Origin of the sequence: Streptomyces sp. NPDC002785 (assembly GCF_040295565.1) — a bacterium.
Lineage (GTDB): Bacteria > Actinomycetota > Actinomycetes > Streptomycetales > Streptomycetaceae > Streptomyces.
Genome location: NZ_JBEOVN010000087.1, coordinates 12,896 through 28,083, shown reverse-complemented (window position 1 = coordinate 28,083; position 15,188 = coordinate 12,896). Strand labels below are relative to the sequence as shown.

The window sequence follows — 15,188 nt, the reverse complement described above, 5'->3', positions numbered from 1 at the left end:
TGCGGCGTGGGGGCCGATGTGGTGTACGGCGTGGCGTCGGCCTGTTCAGTAGCGCAGGGCCGCCGCGATCCGTCCGTGCTCCGCGAGCGAGTTGTCCGCGAGGAAGACCACGTCGGTGCCGCTGTCCAGCGCCGCCTCGACGAGCTCGTCCACGATGTCCTCCCGGACCGAACCGTCCGTGAGGTCCGCGGCCTCACCGCTGACCGGCTCGAGGTGCTCGTCCGTCACCCGTACCGTCTGCTGGAAGTGCTCCTCCACCGCGACCAGTCCGGCCCGGCCCTCCCGTACCGCGGCCCACACCTCGTCCAGACCACCGGCGAAGGCGCGACGGCCGCGCGCTTCGTCCAGCTTGCCGTCGATCTCCGCCGCGAACCGCTGCTGCCGCTTGTCGAGCGCCGGCCGCAGCTCCTTGAGCAGGTCGGCCGGTGTCATGTCGGTCGGTACCCCCTTGGTGACCCGGCCCACGGCCGACTTGGCACCCTCGCCGACCTCGTCCAGCAGGGCGAGCGCGGGGGCGAGGCCGACCAGATACAACGGGCGAGGGTCCGCGGCCAGTACCGCGCGCAGCTTCTCGTCGACGGCGCGCAGGAAGTTGCGCGTCTCCTCATCACTGAAGGTGCTCGGTGTGTCGCCGATCTGCTCCTCGCGCTGCGGGTTGGGCGCCTCCCTCGGAGCCGTCAGCGGGAACCCGCCGGTCTGCTCCTCGTGCACGACGTCCGCCGTGCCGCTCCACAGGGCGGCGCGCTCGGCCGACACGGTGAGCGCCCAGAACGGCTGGGCCTGGGCCTTCGCTGCGACCAGGTTGCGCGTCAGGTAGGTGTCGCTGAGCACCACCCGCCCGGGTGCAGTACGGGGAAGCTGCCAGATCTGGTGCTCGTCGGCGGTGACGAGGACGGCCAGTGCGTCCAGGGCCCGGCGGGGGTCCACCTCGGTGACCGCCCGGTCCAGCTGCTCCTTGAGAGCGGTCCGGGCCTCGCGGGTGACCGCGGGATCCGCTTCCAGCCGGCTGACGGCCTCGGCCACCAGGTTGCGCAGCCGCACGGCGTCCTGGGCATTGTCCGGAGCGCGGCGGTGCGTCGGCATGGTCAGGGACAGGGCCGGATAGGGCTTGGCCGCCCGCAGTTCCTGCAACAGGCCGGCGGTCAGGGCATCCGTATCCATCGTTCTCTCCCAGGTGCTTCGGCTGGCATCCGCTCCCGAGTGAAGCGGGTGAATTTGACGAGTCAATTCATACCTTTTGATCCTAATATGAGCGAGTTCTTCGTTGTCGGTCTCAGGAGGTACGCGCGATGTCCACGCTCACCGTGTGGAAGTTCCAGTCGGCCGAGGGGGCGGAGAGTATGGAGACCGCGCTCAAGTCCCTTCAGAAGGAGGGGCTGATCAAGATCCTCGACGCGGCCGTGGTCAGCTGGCCCGCCGACCGGGCGAAGCCCAGGACCAAGCAGTTGATCAACCTCGTCGGCGCCGGAGCACTGAGCGGCACGTTCTGGGGAATGCTCTTCGGGCTGATCTTCCTGATGCCGCTGCTGGGCGCCGCGATCGGCGCGGCGGCCGGGGCGCTGGGCGGCAAGCTGGCCGATATCGGCATCGACGACGACTTCATCGCCGAGGTCAAGGAGAAGGTGACACCCGGGACTTCGGCCCTCTTCCTGCTGACCATGAACGAGGTGCCCGACCGGATCAGCGACGCGCTGCCCCACGGCGGCGCCGAACTGCTCCACAGCAACCTGGACACGCAGAGCGAGGCGCGGCTGCGTGAGATCTTCGGCGAGGACGAAGCCTGACCGGCCGGGGGAGCCCGGCGGTCCGGGTTCCCCGCACGGTCTCTGCCTCACCCCCATTTCCTCATTTCTCCACACCTCTCCATCTCCTTTACGCCCTTCCGAGCAGACGGAGCGCCCATGAACCCGACCAGCCCCATGCGGCACGCCCTCGGCGGCCGCGCAGCCCACAACCTGACCCCAGCCGTGCTGGCCGCGGTGATCATCGCCGGTACCGCCGCCTGCGGCGGCTCCGGCACCTCCTCGCACGGCACGGCCAGGAGCACCCGTACGGTGTCCCCGGAACCGGCCATGACGCCGTCCGCGAGCGCCAGTCCGCGTACCAAGCAGGAATTCGCGGCCTCGGTCTCCGCCGCTGCCGAGCGCAACCGGCAGCAGGCCGCCAAGCAGCTCGAAGGCGTCCAGGGGCGGGGCAACGCGGTCAAGGACGTCTCGGTGACGGGGCTGCCGGTCGTGAAGTCCGAGCAGTTCCGCAGCAGCCTCGTCCGCGTCACCAACCACACGGACAAGGCCGCTTTTTATGCCGTCAAGCTGGAGTTCGTCGACTCGTCCGAGAAGGTGCTCGATTCCGTGGTACTCGGCTTCGCGGACGTCCAGCCCGGCCGGACCGTCAGCCAGCACGCCAACAGCCGCAAGGCGGCCGGCGTCAAGACGTTCCCACGCATCGCCCAGGCCGAGCGCAGCTGACGGCCGGACCGGTGAGTGTCGCGTCCGAAGCAGTCACCGACGCCCTGCGTGAACTGCACACGCGGTTCGCCGGGCTGGGGGACGGCCAACTCGCCGACCACATCCCGCAACTGGCGCTGGCCGACCCGGATGCGTTCGGACTCGCGCTGTTCAGTATGGAGGGCCACAGCTACAGCACGGGTGACGCCGGCGCCACGTTCACCATGCAGTCCGTGTCGAAGCCGTTCGTCTACGCCCTCGCCCTGGCCGTCCTCGGGCTCGACGAGGTGGGCCGCTGGGTGAACGCCGAGCCCAGCGGCGAGGCTTTCAACGCGATCAGTCTGGAACCGGTGACGGGGCGGCCCGACAACGCCATGGTCAACGCGGGCGCCATCGTCACCACCGCACTGATCCCGGACACCCCCGGCGCCCCCAGATTCGGCCGCATCCTCGACTGCCTGAGCCGGTTCGCCGGACGGCAGCTGGACGTCGACGAGCAGGTGTACGCCTCCGAGGCCGTCACCGGCGACCGGAACCGCGCCCTCGCCTACCTGATCCGCAGCGCCGGCCCGCTGCCCGTCGACCCGGTGGCGGCGGTGGAGACGTACTTCAGGCAGTGCGCGGTACGGGTCACCACGCTGGACCTCGCCGCGATGGCCGCGACCCTCGCGCACGGCGGCGTCAACCCGCTCACCGGCGACGCGGTCGTCCCTGAGCCGGTCGCAGCCCAGGTGCTCGCCGTGATGGCGACCTGCGGCATGTACGACGCCTCGGGCGACTGGCTGCTAAGGGTGGGCCTGCCCGCGAAGAGCGGTGTGTCAGGCGGACTGATCGCCTCGGGTCCTGCCAGGTTCGGTCTGGCGACGTACAGCCCGCTGCTGGATCCGACCGGCACCTCCGTACGGGGGCGCGCCGCGCTCGGGGCCCTGTCCGAGCGGCTCGGACTGCATCTGATGCACAATCCGGCGCTGGCCGGTTCCACCGTCACCCTGATCACCACCGCCGACGATCTGCCGTCCGCCCGGACCGGGCCGCGGGCCCTCGCCCGGCACGAACGGGTCGCGGTCGTCGCCGCCCAGGGCGCCCTCGACTTCACTGCGGCCGAGCGGGTGCTGTACGCCCTGGACGAGTCGCGACCGCAGGAGACGGGGTCCGTCGTGCTGGACCTGCGGCAGGTGACCGACATCGACTCGGTGGCCCGGGCGATGCTGCGCAGAGGACTCGGCCGGCTCGTGGAGGGCGGCGTTCGCACCGCCGTGGCCGACCCGGCGGGCCGCCTGGCCCCGCTTCCCTGTGCGGGGGAGCAGGACGAAGCGGCCCTTCGGCCCTTCGCCTCCCGCGAGGAGGCCATGACATGGTGCGCGAGCGGCCTGGCCGGCTGACACGGGACGGAGCCCGTTGGGGCCCGTCCGTCTACCAGATGGATTCGACCCATTCCGGGTGATCGACAAACGGGTTCCGGTTGTGCTGGTACTGGTCGAATATGACGTCGTTGCGCCGCTTCTCGAAGCTGTCCGGCGGGTCCTCCTGGCTCCACGCCTTCAGTACCGAGAGGCGGCCGATGTACGGTGCGGAGCCGTTGGACACCCTGTCGTTGGGTTCGAGGTCGGCGAAGGCGTCGCCGCCCTCGTAGCGCACCGCCATGTAGAGGATCATGCGGGCCACATCGCCCTTGACCGCGTCGCGCGGTTCGAAGGAGTCGCTGTCGGTGTAGCTCCCCGGTGCGCCGCTGACTGCGCTGCCGCCGTTGTCGAAGTCCTTGTTGCCGCGGATGGAGTTGACGGTGACATCCTCCGGGCGCAGGTGGTGGATGTCGGTGCCGGGGCCGGTGGCGGTGCCGAAGTCGCCGTGGGACTTGGCCCAGACGTGCTCGCGGTTCCACTGGCCGACCGAGCCGCCGTTGTCGCTCTTGGGCTCGGAACGTCCGGAGTACAGGAGGATCACGTTCGAGGGGTTGGCGGGGTCCTGGTCCGTGTTCTTGAGGGCGTCCCAGACCTGGCTGTAGGAAATCTTGGTCTGGCGACTGATGATGGTGTGCAGTGCGCTCTTGAGCGCGGTTCCGGACTTGCCGAGCGCGTCCTGATAGTACGTGTCGTCGAGAGCCCCGAGCGGTGTCGCGGCGACCGGCGAAGCCTGGGGTGTGGCGGCCGGTGCGGCGGCAGCGGTGCCGGCGAGTACCGCGAACGCGGCAAGGGTCGCCAGCAGGGGGCGCCGGTAATGAAGGTGACGACGGGACATGTGGGTGTCCTCTCCGAAAATGCGGGCACCACGAAGCCGCCACAAGGTGGGGGCGGCGCCGCGTCGGTCGTGTGGTAAGCGGTCAGCGGGAGCCTTCCACACGCACCGTGACCATGGCGTGAACGCTGTGTACTTATCATGTGCAGGTCAAGTGACCTTACGCCGGGAGCGGCTCGGGGAGGCATCGGATGCGGCGGGCCGGGCGCGGGGCGAGAATGACCGAAAGGACGAGGAGGCGGCATGAGCGACGAGCCCGAATCCGTATCCGCAGCTCGGGGAGTGACACCCGACAGCCTCTTGCATACCGGCGGGAGCGACAATCCGTCGGCAGAGGACTTGGTGCTCGCCTCCGGGCGGGACCTGACTCCGAAGAATCTTCAGTGGGCGGAGCGCAGACTCGCCCAGGAAGGCCGGGCGGCGATCGACAAGGTGCTGCCGTAGCCGTGGGCCCGGCGGCCGACGCGGGGAGCGTGTGGGCGCTCCCCGCGGCTCGGCTAGCCTGGGTGCACAATGAACCGTTTGACTACGTCAGGGGCCGGGTATGACCTCGCCCGCTTCCCCGAGGACCCGCGCGACCCGTTCCGCGCCTGGGACGCTGCCGATGAGTATCTGCTGCGGCGGCTGGAGGGGACCGGCGAGCCGGAACCGGTCGACCTGTCGGGCGCCGTGGTCGTGGTGGGCGACCGCTGGGGCGCCCTGAGTACGGTGCTGGCCGGGCACCGCCCCGTACAGATCACCGACTCCTACCTGGCGCAGCGCGCGACCCTGGCGAATCTGGACCGCAACGGCATGGACGCGGATGCCGTACGCCTCCTGTCGGCCAGGGACACACCGCCGGAACGTATCGACGTCCTGCTGGTACGTGTCCCGAAGAGCCTCGCGCTCCTGGAGGACCAGCTCCACCGGCTCGCGCCGGCCGTCCACGCGGGCACCGTCGTCATCGGCACCGGCATGGTCAAGGAGATCCACACCTCCACCCTCAAACTCTTCGAGCGGATCATCGGTCCGACCCGCACCTCCCTCGCGGTCAAGAAGGCGCGGCTCATCTTCTGCACCCCGGACCCGGCCCTGGCCCGCACGTCGAGTCCCTGGCCGTACGGCTACGACCTGCCCGAGGGCGTCGGACCGGTCTCCGGCCGGACGGTCACCAACCATGCGGGAATCTTCTGCGCCGAGCGCCTCGACATCGGCACCCGCTTCTTCCTCGGCCATCTCCCCGCGCGCAGCGGACCCGACCGGGTCGTCGACCTCGGCTGCGGAAACGGTGTCGTCGGGCTGTCCGCCGCGCTCGCCAACCCCGAAGCGACGGTCACCTTCATCGACGAGTCGTACCAGGCGGTCGCCTCCGCCGAGGAGACCTTCCGGGCCAACACCGGCCCCGACGCGAAGGCCGATTTCGTGGTCGGCGACGGGCTGGCAGAGCTGCCGCCCGCCAGTGTGGATCTGGTGCTCAACAACCCGCCGTTCCACTCCCACCAGGCCACCACCGACGCAACGGCCCGCAACATGTTCCACGGGGCGCGCGCCGCACTGCGGCAGGGCGGCGAGCTGTGGGTCGTCGGCAACCGGCACCTCGGCTACCACACCCAGCTGCGCCGGACCTTCGGTAACTGCACCACGGTCGCGGGCGACCCGAAGTTCGTCGTTCTGCGCGCCGTCAAGCGCTGAAGCCCATCGGAGACGTCCCGGCCCTTCCGGATTCTTGCAACACGTTCTACTGTGTGCGCCGCCGCACACGGGCGACGTGACCGCGAGACTCCTGGAGGGGCCGTGCACCTCGAATACACGCCTGAACAGCAGCAGTTGCGCGCCGAGCTGCGTACGTACTTCGCCGGACTGGTCCCCGACAACGCCTACGCGCGCTATGCCGACCCCTCCTCCCAGAAGAACTTCTACCGCGAGACGATCCGGCGCCTCGGCAGCGACGGCCGGCTCGGCGTCGGATGGCCGACGGAGTACGGCGGACGCGGCCTGTCCCCGGTGGAACAGTTCATCTTCTTCGACGAGGCCGCCCAGGCGGGCGTGCCGCTGCCTCTGATGGCCCTCAACACCGTCGGCCCGACGATCATGCAGTTCGGCACCGACGAACAGAAGGCCTACTTCCTGCCGAAGATCCTTGCCGGTGAGATCGACTTCGCGATCGGATACAGCGAACCCGACGCGGGCACCGACCTCGCCGCGCTCAAGACCCGGGCCGTGCGCGACGGCGACGACTATGTCGTCAACGGGCAGAAGATCTGGACGACCAACGGCGACACCGCAGACTGGGTCTGGCTCGCAGTCCGCACCGACCCGGGCGCCCCGCCCCACAAGGGCATCACCATGCTCCTCGTCCCGACGAGCGACCCGGGATACTCCTGCACCATCATCAACACCCTCGCCTCGCACGACACCACCGCCAGCTACTACGAGAACATCCGCGTACCCGTCTCCCGCCGCGTCGGCGACGAGAACAAGGGCTGGCGGCTCATCACCAACCAGCTCAACCACGAACGTGTCACCCTCGCCGCCCACGGCACCATGGCCATCCGCGCCCTCCACAACGTCCAGCGCTGGGCGGCGGACACCCGGCTCACCGACGGCCGCCGCGTCATCGACCTCGGCTGGGTCCGCGCCCTCCTGGCCCGCACCCACACCAGGCTCGACGCCATGAAGCTCCTCAACTGGCAGATGGTGTCTGCGGTCCAGAACGGAACCCTCACCCCGCAGGACGCCTCCGCCGTCAAGGTCTATGGCTCCGAGGCACGCCGCGACGCCTACGCCTGGCTGATGGAGGTCGTCGGCTCGGCGGGACCGCTCAAGGAAGGATCGGCGGGCGCCGTACTTCACGGCGAACTCGAACGCGGATACCGGTCCGCCGTCATCTTCACCTTCGGCGGCGGCAACAATGAGATCCAACGGGAAATCATCTCGTGGATCGGCCTGGGGATGCCGCGGGTACGTCGCTGAGCGTCTGTGACGAGGGTTTCTAGTTGGCACATAGCTTCTGGGCCTGTGTGGCGGGGAGCCTCAGCGCAACGGCCGGTACCGGCGTCGTTGCCGGATAGGGCAGGGGACCTCAGCGCGCCCGAATCAGGGGACCGGGCATGCCCGGATTCTTTGTTCACGGCGTTGTGAAGGCGATGCCCATGGCTTCAGGTGCCCGCTGCATGTCATGTTGCTCCAACCCACGCCTCGCCGGCGAGGCACGGCCCGTCCCGCAGTAGGGATGGCGCCCAACCGGCCGCTGGAAGAGCCGGCCACTGTCTGTCGCTGCGTGCCCAGCACGTCCAGATCCGTCGGCGGCGACTTGGCTGCCGTCGGCGGTGGTCGGGAGATTCCTCGTCCGGAGTAATCCAGCAACGCACTGATTTACCGTCTGCGGCAACCTGATGATGCCCGGCAATTGGTGGCGGTCTCGGAGCACCGCCGAGCAGAGCGGGAGCAGACAGCAGGGCTGGAGTCAGCCCGACGAGTGCTGGAGGGCGTGGGTGGTCACGAGGCGGCGTGCAGTGCAGGCAGCGGCTGGCGGAATGCTCGCGCTCCTTCCGGCCGGTTACGTGGCTCCGCGGCTCTGGGCGCCGGCCGGCGGGGGCCTTCTGGATCCGGGAAAGGTGGAAAAGTACGTCACGCCGCTCGTCGTCCCGCCTGTCATGCCGCAGGCCGGGGGCGGCGTCGCTGATCGCATCGACCACTACGTGATCGGCGTGCGGCAGTTCCAGCAGCAGGTGTTGCCCTCCGGCCTGCCGGCGACGACCGTGTGGGGGTACGGCTCAACTCTGCATCCGCGCAGCTTCCACTACCCCGCGTTCACCGTCGAGGCCCACTTCGGAACGCCCGTGCGGGTGAGGTGGAAGAACCAGCTGCGTGATCGCACAGGCCATTACCGGCCGCACCTGCTGCCGGTCGACCCCACACTGCACTGGGCGAACCCTCCGGGGGGAGCGTCGGCCCGGGACTCACGTCCGGGATTCCGCTCGACACCCGGACCGTACTCGGGCCCGGTGCCGATCGTGACACACCTGCATGGCGGGCGGAACTCGGAGGAGAGCGACGGCTACACCGAAGCCTGGTACCTTCCCGACGCGGTCGACCTTCCTGCGGGATACGCTGAAGTCGGTTCGTTCTATGAGGAGTTCAAGGACAAGTTCGAAGACCGGTTCGGCGATGCCTGGGGCCGGGGGGACGCCGTGTTCCAGTATGCCAACGCGGAGAGAGCCTCGACCTTCTGGTTCCATGATCACGCCCTGGGTGTCACGCGGCTGAATGTCTACGCCGGACTGGCGGGGTTCTACCTTCTGCGAGGCGGACCTGCGGACCTTCCCGATGGAGTATTGCCGGGCCCCGCACCCCGGGCCGGCGATCCGCCCGGCCGGAAGCACTACGAGATCCCTCTCGCCATCCAGGACCGCTCGTTCCACGTCGACGGCAGCCTCTTCTACCCGGCCGGACGCGTTGCCTTCGACGGATTCAGGGGCCCCTACATCCCGGGCAGCGACATCCCTCCGATCTGGAACCCCGAGTTCGTCGGCAACACGATGGTGACCAACGGGAGAACCTGGCCGGTCCTTCAAGTCGAACCGCGCCGCTACCGTTTCCGGCTTCTCAACGGATGCAATTCGCGGTACCTGATCCTGAAGATCGTCACCCGCCCACTCGCCCACCGCCCCGCGGCCCCCGCCCTCCCCTTCTGGCAGATCGGCAGCGAGGGGGGTTTCCTCCCCACGCCGGTACGGCGCGACCAGGTGCTCATCGCTCCCGCCGAGCGCGCCGACGTGATCGTCGACTTCGCATCCCTACCGGCCGGGACCGAGTTGTATCTCATCAATGAGGGCCCCGACAAAGCGTTCCAGGGTGGTAGGGCGGGTTCGGACTTCTCCCCGGCGGACCCGGCCACCACCGGGCAGGTCATGAAGCTCACGGTCGGAGCACTCACCACTCCGGACACGACCGTGCCACCCTCCCAGCTGTCGCTTCCGTCGTTCGAGCCGTTGGGGAAGGCGAGCCGCGTCCGACGGCTTTCCCTCAGCGAGCAGAAGTCCGCGTCGCTGCCGCACGTCGGACCCCGGCAATTGCTGCTCGGCACCCTGGACCGAAGCGGAGCCGCTGTGCCGATGCACTGGGACGACCCTGTCACAGAGAATCCGGCCCTGGGCGCGACCGAGATCTGGGAGATTCACAATCTAACGAAGGACGCCCACCCGATCCATGTCCACGAGGTCCAGTTCCAAATCCTCGACCGGCAACAGGCAGGCCGTGCCGCCCGGCCTGCCGAGCCGTGGGAGAGCGGGTTCAAGGACACAGCAGTCGCCTACCCAGGTGCCGTGACGAGGCTGAAGGCGACATTCGACCGGGCGGGCCGGTACGTCTGGCACTGCCACATGCTCGAACACGAAGACAACGAAATGATGCGGCCCTACACCGTCGGATGAAGGCGGAACCTTTGCCATCAGGCAGGCCGAGTCACGCCGCTGACGTCCGGATCCGCGTGGCGTGGCATGGGCCGTCGCGGGAACACCTTCGCCGTATGCGTCGTAAAGGGTGTGGACTTGGTTCGGCTGTCCTCCGGCAGGGCCGGCCACCACCACGCTGTCCCCCCGGGCGTCGAACCCAGCTGTTTCCGGTCTATCGGGTGCGGACAGAACCCCCCTGGTGCTCGATTTCTTCCGCGAGCCGATCGGTGAGCGGTGCCACGACGGCTGCGACAGGTGCCGACAGGTCTTTGCCCGGGCTGCTGTCTGCTCCTTCCACGGCGTGGACGACCAGCTGTCCGGGCAGCCGTCCAGCTCGCGGGAGCTTGTCGCACTGCTTGCCCGCGGCAGCTGCCCACCGTCCAGCTCCAGGCGATGCAGCCGACCGGGATGCCCGGGATGTGCGTGTGCGGCGTCCGCCACGATGGCGAGGCAGGCGCCCTCCCACAGTGTGATCAGCCGGGCGGGGTCGCCGTCGCACACAATTCCGCGTGCACGGCCTCCCATGGCTGACCTGGAGATCCGCCTTGCCACCGAGAGAGCTCGTCGAAGGCTGCCTGGCGGACCGTGACGGCATGACCGATCCCGGCTGCCCACGGACTGTGGTCACCGGTCTGAAGGAAATGCCCGACTGTATGGGCTGAGCCGATTGCAGTCCACGACGTGCCGCTCGGTGTGCGCCCATTACCGTGGAGGTGTGGCCAGCCCGGGATCCGCGGGAGTCACGACGGAGGCACCGTGAGCGACAACGGAACCGACCGCTGCAGCGAGGAGCGCCATCGGCTCAGTACGTTGCCGGAGGACCTCCTTGGGCGCCTCGATGTCGTGAAGCGTGGACCTGCCGAGGCGGCTCTTCTGCTGGAGGCCGTCATGTCGGTGGGCAGAGGGCTCGACCTGCCCCAGGTGCTGCGCCGGATCGTCGAGGCCGCGGTCGTCGTGGTCGATGCCGAGTACGGGGCGTTGGGCGTGGTCGGCGACGGGACCCGGCTCACGCAGTTCCTGCCGGTGGGTACAACAGAGGAGCAGCGCGAGGCCGTCGGGCCCCTGCCCGAGGGGCATGGCATCCTGGGCGAGCTGATCCGCCACCCCCAGCCGTTGCGGCTTGCGGAACTGTCCGAGCATCCGTCGTCCTACGGGTTTCCGCCGAACCATCCCCCGATGCACTCGTTCCTGGGAGTCCCCATCCGGGTCCGCGACGAGGTGTTCGGCAATCTGTATCTCACCGAAAAACGGGGCGGCCGCGAATTCGACGCCGAGGACGAGACCGTCCTCTCGACCCTCGCGGTGGCAGCGGGAGTGGCCATCGAGAACGCCCGCCTGTATACGCAGACGCGCGACCGTCAACGCTGGCAGGAAGCCAACAGCGAGATCGTCGCCGGCCTGCTGAGCGGGGTGGACGACCCACATGTCCTGCGCATGATCGTCGATCACTCCTCGCGTATTCTCGGCGCGGATCTCGGCGTGCTGGCGCTTCCCGCCGGGGGGCAGGCCCTCCGCGTGGCACTGGCTTCGGGCAGGGACGCCGAGATGCATTGTGGTCTGGTCCTGCCGCGCGAGGGATCGTTCGTCGGAGCGGCTCTCGACGCCGGCGAGCCGATCACCAGCCTCGATGTCGCAGACGATCCGAGGATCACCGCCGGCCCCCCGAGGTGGACGGGGCTCGGCCCGGCTGTCGCGGTCCCGATGGTGACGGGAGAGCGGACCCGCGGGGTGCTGGCACTGGCTCGCGCACGGGGCCGTCCCGCCTTCACCGAATCGGAGATCGCGCCCCTCCTGACATTCGCCGGTCAGGCTGCCCTGGCGATGGAGCTCACCGAGCGGCGCGAGTCCGCCGAGCAGATTGCCCTGTTGGAAGAACGCGACCGCATTGCCCGGGATCTGCACGACCTGGCCATTCAACGGCTGTTCGCCACCGGGATGACGCTGCAGAGCGTGGTGCGGCTCGTGGAACAGCCACAGGCGAGCGAGCGGTTGCTGCGCGCAGTGGACGATCTGGACGAGACCATCAAGATCATCCGGTCGACCATCTTCGGCCTCCGCGCCCGTGACTCGGGCCGGACCGGCCAGGGGCTGCGCGCTCGGACGACGACCACGGTCGAGCAGGCCGCACGGACCCTGGGCTTCCAGCCCTCCCTGCGGATGGAAGGGCTGATCGATACGGATGTCCCGGCCGAGATCGCCGAGCAGGTGATCGCGGTCCTCGGCGAGGCGCTGAGCAACGTCGCCCGCCATGCACGGGCGACGGGGGTGGACGTCTCGCTGGTGGTGGGTACGGGGGCACTGACCCTCGTCGTGTCCGACAACGGTGTGGGCATGCCCGAGCACGTCGGTTCCCGAAGCGGGCTCGACAACCTCGCACGGCGCGCCGAAAAACTCGGCGGCGCGATGAGTGTGGAGGCGTCGGGACAGGGCGGCACCCGGCTGCACTGGCGGGTGCCGTTGCGGATTTCCTGATCCATCACGGGCCGTACAGCCACCTCAATGGTGTCCTACTCGCTGTGATGTGTGCCGCTCACTCATCGTGGGGCCGTGCAGGAGACCCGCACCAGAGTCGGACGGTCCCACGCCCCGGACCGTCAGAGATCTCGGGAACCGTCGCCGGTCCGAGGAGCGTGGCTCTCGAGCACGTGAATGCGGCGCCCGGTGATGCGCGCGGGGGTGATGGTCAGCCACTCATTTCGTCGGCCGCCGGCCCACGGCGTGGTGTAGGCGAGTTCATCCAGCCTGCGGGCGGCTTCGGGATCAGTGACGGCTGCTGCCGTACCGAGGAGGAGGACGCTCCACCCTTGGCTCAGAGCTTCATCAATGTGATCCACTTCGAAGGCGACCTGGTGGTCCGCGGCGATGGCGGGCAGCGTGTTGTGAGCGCTGCGATACGCGACCCGGTCACCGTCCACGACGTAGTTGACCGGCAAGATGGCCGGCCCGTCGTCCGTCGTCACACCGATCCGGCCCACGCCGTGCGTGGACAACAGCCGGCGGCACTCCTGGGGGCCGAGTTCGAGCAACTCGGTGTGATAGCCGGCGCGGCCGATACCCGGGGGCAGCTCCGTCGTGCTACCGGTCAGCTCGGCCACAGTGGTCTCCAGCGCTTGGGCCAGCCGCAGCAGAAAACCTATGCCGGGTGTGGCCTGCCGCTCCTCGACGTACTGGATGTAGCCGGGTGCCGAACCGGCCCGCTCGGCCACTGCCTCTCGGCTGAGTCCGAGCTGCTCGCGACGCATCGACACCCGCCGGCCCAGGTCTCCCGACGGGGCTCCGTCCGGCCTGCAGTCCGATGAGTGGCTTTCTCCGTGCACCATGCTGCACACATCCTTCAGGGATCCGATCCGGCCGTCAGGCCCGCCAATGTTCCGCGTGCTCTTCGTCCACTCCATCATGTGCCGTCGGGGACACACGGCGCTTGGGCCGACCGGCCCGGTCTCACGCCCCGCTCAGCCCATGCCGCGAGCCGTGCGGGTTGTGCAGGGTGGCGGTACGTGCTTCTGCTTACACGTGACTGAAGAAGCGCCCTCCGGAGAAGGCCAAGGACCTGGTGCACCCGACACGCGCAGGCTACCGATCCGCGCCTCGGATCGCATTCAGCACTGGGACGGAAAACCGGTAGCAAGCCGGCCCATCGGCGTTCCCACCCCATCGGCTCTCCGCGCTCGGCCGCGTGACTCATGCTGAGCCTCCGCCAACTTGAAGTCGCTGGTCAAAGGGCTGGTGTGACCGGTTCTCGAGACGCTGGTCGTGGGCGGCGGTTTGCGGAGTAGATCGTCCGTCAGCGGTCGGCGGGCCGGTTTCTGCTCGCTGTGGCCGGGCTGCCTTCTACGATCCATGCATGCTGGATCCCGAGCCGGTTCAGCAGTTCGGCGATTCGGTCTGCTTGGGAGCCGGTCGGCATGGGCGGCCCGGAGCCGCCCCCACCACCCAGCGCAATCGTGAAGGATGGAACCATGACAGGGGACGCGAGCGAGATCGTTCTGAGCAAGCGGGATCTTCGTGAGGTCGCCGCGTTTGCCGCGGCGTGTGCGGAGGCGGTGCTCGAAATATTCGAGGCCGATCAGCCGGACGACTCGCGGCCTCGAGACGCTATCAGTGCCGCGTGGGAGTTCGCTCGGGGCGGCGAACGCGGGAAATCTCTGCGCGACACAGCGTCGGCGGCCCTCAAGGCGGCCAAGAGCGCGGACACTGCGGCTGCACGCGAGGCAGCATGGGCAGCGATGTCTGCGGCAGCCTCCGCCTACCTGCACCCGCTGGCCAAGGCCACCCAGGTCAAGCACATTCTCGGAGCTGGCGCTTACGCGGCCAGAGCGGCCGAACTCATCGCCGGCGACGATCGGAACGTTGGTGCCGAACACCTTGAGCAGACGGTGCACCGTGCGACACCGGTCGTCGTTGACGTGCTAAAACGCCTCCCGGTAGCGCCGAGTGGCGGCGGACGGGTTGGTGAGTTGATCCGCATGCTGGATGCTGATCTTCGTTCGCTCACCTTCGCTGAGTGACTTTCAGCGTCCAGATGGCGCGGCCTCCCATCCGTCAGCGGTTGACTTCGAGGTTCGTCAGGACGAGCAGGGCGCGGCGCGCAGGAGGTGGGTGGCGCGGGCGGGTCGGTGCGGAGTTTGGTGAGGGTCCGCCAGTTCTTGAGGTGGGCGAAGCCGTGTTCGACCAGTGCGTGTCCGGCGGCGAGGACCTGGTTGGCCTGCTTTTGGCCGGTGGCGCGCTTGTGGGTGCGGGTGGCGGTGTAGCCGGTGATGTTCACGGGGTCGCGGACGGCGTTGTCCAGGCCGCGGAAGCCGAGGTCGGCGAGGGCGCCGAGGCCGGCGGCGCGCAGGTGGTCCAGGATGTGGTCGTGGCGGGCCGCGGTGTTGTCGTGGGTGCGGCCGGGCCGTGCGGCAGATAGCCGGATCAGGCGGCCTCTCTCGTCGGTCAGGGCGAGGAAGTGCAGGCCGTGATGGCGGTGTTTGCCGGAGCAGTTCGGCCGGTCGGCCCTTCCGGTGCGGCGCTGGGTGGGGATGAGGGTGCCGTCGACCAGGACCACCTCCCCGCCTTGCTTGGCAACTTTGTA

The 15,188-nt window shown here is 68.9% G+C and carries 12 protein-coding genes and 1 pseudogene; 9 read left to right on the top strand and 4 right to left on the bottom strand.

The genetic code is table 11. The annotated features are described in order from the left end of the window. Positions 1-45 precede the first annotated feature (45 nt). Positions 46-1,161 carry a baeRF3 domain-containing protein gene (locus tag ABTZ94_RS20880; RefSeq protein ID WP_351202548.1) on the bottom strand — a complete coding sequence of 372 codons (1,116 nt, stop codon included), beginning with the start codon at positions 1,159-1,161 and terminating at the stop codon, positions 46-48. A gap of 128 nt (positions 1,162-1,289) precedes the next feature. Between ABTZ94_RS20880 and ABTZ94_RS20875 the strand changes: the two genes are divergently transcribed. The 3 genes from ABTZ94_RS20875 (at position 1,290) to glsA (ending at position 3,829) form a co-directional block, all read left to right on the top strand. Further along, complete coding sequence (locus ABTZ94_RS20875; protein ID WP_351202547.1) at positions 1,290-1,784, top strand: DUF1269 domain-containing protein; 495 nt, start codon at positions 1,290-1,292, stop codon at positions 1,782-1,784. 117 nt (positions 1,785-1,901) lie between these two features. Continuing rightward, positions 1,902-2,468, top strand: a complete 567-nt coding sequence (locus ABTZ94_RS20870; protein WP_351202546.1) for a hypothetical protein — start codon at positions 1,902-1,904, stop codon at positions 2,466-2,468. An 11-nt stretch (positions 2,469-2,479) separates the two neighbouring features. Next, the gene (gene glsA / locus ABTZ94_RS20865) at positions 2,480-3,829 is read left to right on the top strand and encodes a glutaminase A (RefSeq protein ID WP_351202545.1); all 1,350 of its coding nucleotides are present in this window, start codon (positions 2,480-2,482) and stop codon (positions 3,827-3,829) included. Positions 3,830-3,860: 31 nt separating this feature from the next. Here glsA and ABTZ94_RS20860 read toward each other — a convergent pair whose 3' ends face one another. After that, positions 3,861-4,685 (bottom strand): endonuclease I family protein, encoded by an 825-nt coding sequence (locus tag ABTZ94_RS20860; RefSeq protein WP_351202544.1) that lies wholly within the window; start codon positions 4,683-4,685, stop codon positions 3,861-3,863. Positions 4,686-4,925: 240 nt separating this feature from the next. Between ABTZ94_RS20860 and ABTZ94_RS20855 the strand changes: the two genes are divergently transcribed. The 5 genes from ABTZ94_RS20855 to ABTZ94_RS20835 all read left to right on the top strand — a co-directional run bounded on the left by ABTZ94_RS20855 (position 4,926) and on the right by ABTZ94_RS20835 (position 12,589). Further along, the gene (locus tag ABTZ94_RS20855) at positions 4,926-5,126 is read left to right on the top strand and encodes a hypothetical protein (protein ID WP_351202543.1); all 201 of its coding nucleotides are present in this window, start codon (positions 4,926-4,928) and stop codon (positions 5,124-5,126) included. Positions 5,127-5,195: 69 nt separating this feature from the next. Then, on the top strand, positions 5,196-6,353 hold the full coding sequence (locus tag ABTZ94_RS20850) for a methyltransferase (RefSeq protein WP_351202542.1): 1,158 nt from the start codon (positions 5,196-5,198) through the stop codon (positions 6,351-6,353). A gap of 102 nt (positions 6,354-6,455) precedes the next feature. After that, positions 6,456-7,634 (top strand): acyl-CoA dehydrogenase family protein, encoded by a 1,179-nt coding sequence (locus tag ABTZ94_RS20845; RefSeq protein WP_351202541.1) that lies wholly within the window; start codon positions 6,456-6,458, stop codon positions 7,632-7,634. A 644-nt stretch (positions 7,635-8,278) separates the two neighbouring features. After that, positions 8,279-10,096 (top strand): multicopper oxidase family protein, encoded by a 1,818-nt coding sequence (locus ABTZ94_RS20840; RefSeq protein ID WP_351202540.1) that lies wholly within the window; start codon positions 8,279-8,281, stop codon positions 10,094-10,096. A 777-nt stretch (positions 10,097-10,873) separates the two neighbouring features. Continuing rightward, positions 10,874-12,589 carry a sensor histidine kinase gene (locus tag ABTZ94_RS20835; RefSeq protein WP_351202539.1) on the top strand — a complete coding sequence of 572 codons (1,716 nt, stop codon included), beginning with the start codon at positions 10,874-10,876 and terminating at the stop codon, positions 12,587-12,589. A gap of 122 nt (positions 12,590-12,711) precedes the next feature. Here the strand turns inward: ABTZ94_RS20835 and ABTZ94_RS20830 are convergent, their stop codons facing one another. Next, positions 12,712-13,437, bottom strand: a complete 726-nt coding sequence (locus ABTZ94_RS20830) for a helix-turn-helix domain-containing protein (RefSeq protein WP_351202538.1) — start codon at positions 13,435-13,437, stop codon at positions 12,712-12,714. A gap of 639 nt (positions 13,438-14,076) precedes the next feature. On the opposite strand from ABTZ94_RS20830, the gene ABTZ94_RS20825 reads away from it, so the two are divergent. Beyond that, on the top strand, positions 14,077-14,625 hold the full coding sequence (locus tag ABTZ94_RS20825; RefSeq protein WP_351202537.1) for a putative immunity protein: 549 nt from the start codon (positions 14,077-14,079) through the stop codon (positions 14,623-14,625). Between the two features lie 176 nt (positions 14,626-14,801). Here the strand turns inward: ABTZ94_RS20825 and ABTZ94_RS20820 are convergent. Then, positions 14,802-15,161, bottom strand: a pseudogene (locus ABTZ94_RS20820) (transposase family protein); the annotation flags it as partial. Positions 15,162-15,188: the final 27 nt, after the last annotated feature.

Bases quoted from the DNA above. Each gene is read 5' to 3' on its own strand.
- ABTZ94_RS20880 (WP_351202548.1), bottom strand. From the start codon at position 1,161: ATGGATACGGATGCCCTGACCGCCGGCCTGTTGCAGGAACTGCGGGCG.
- ABTZ94_RS20875 (WP_351202547.1), top strand. From the start codon at position 1,290: ATGTCCACGCTCACCGTGTGGAAGTTCCAGTCGGCCGAGGGGGCGGAG.
- ABTZ94_RS20870 (WP_351202546.1), top strand. From the start codon at position 1,902: ATGAACCCGACCAGCCCCATGCGGCACGCCCTCGGCGGCCGCGCAGCC.
- ABTZ94_RS20860 (WP_351202544.1), bottom strand. From the start codon at position 4,685: ATGTCCCGTCGTCACCTTCATTACCGGCGCCCCCTGCTGGCGACCCTT.
- ABTZ94_RS20855 (WP_351202543.1), top strand. From the start codon at position 4,926: ATGAGCGACGAGCCCGAATCCGTATCCGCAGCTCGGGGAGTGACACCC.
- ABTZ94_RS20850 (WP_351202542.1), top strand. From the start codon at position 5,196: ATGAACCGTTTGACTACGTCAGGGGCCGGGTATGACCTCGCCCGCTTC.
- ABTZ94_RS20830 (WP_351202538.1), bottom strand. From the start codon at position 13,437: ATGGTGCACGGAGAAAGCCACTCATCGGACTGCAGGCCGGACGGAGCC.
- ABTZ94_RS20825 (WP_351202537.1), top strand. From the start codon at position 14,077: ATGACAGGGGACGCGAGCGAGATCGTTCTGAGCAAGCGGGATCTTCGT.